Origin of the sequence: Paracraurococcus ruber (assembly GCF_004353985.1) — a bacterium.
Taxonomy (GTDB): domain Bacteria; phylum Pseudomonadota; class Alphaproteobacteria; order Acetobacterales; family Acetobacteraceae; genus Paracraurococcus; species Paracraurococcus ruber.
Genome location: NZ_SMOA01000760.1, coordinates 1 through 267 on the forward strand (window position 1 = coordinate 1; position 267 = coordinate 267).

General features: G+C 67.0%; 1 protein-coding gene. It reads left to right on the forward strand.

Features of this window, described 5'->3' with window-relative positions; genetic code table 11:
• Positions 1–186 (forward strand): hypothetical protein (locus E2C05_RS34465; protein WP_205083342.1); only part of this gene is annotated, 186 nt, incomplete at its 5' end.
• Positions 187–267 lie beyond the last annotated feature (81 nt).

The window sequence follows — 267 nt, forward strand, 5'->3', positions numbered from 1 at the left end:
GGCGTGGCTGATGATCTCGGCCGGGAAGCGGAAGCCAGGGTAGGTGACGCGGTCGGACGGCATCCAGCCAGCTTCGCCCAGCCATGCCGCTCCGGCCAGGGCTCACCAACTTGGCAATGCCGCCGCAGGCCCTCGGCCGTGAAGGATGTCAATGCTGAGGTGGTTTTCCTCAAAAGTGCTGGCTGAAAATTCCCCAGTTCGGCTGGTGGCTACATCGCGCCGGTGAGTTCTGCGGGGCGCGGCTTGGGCGGTCTGCCGCGGCGGCGG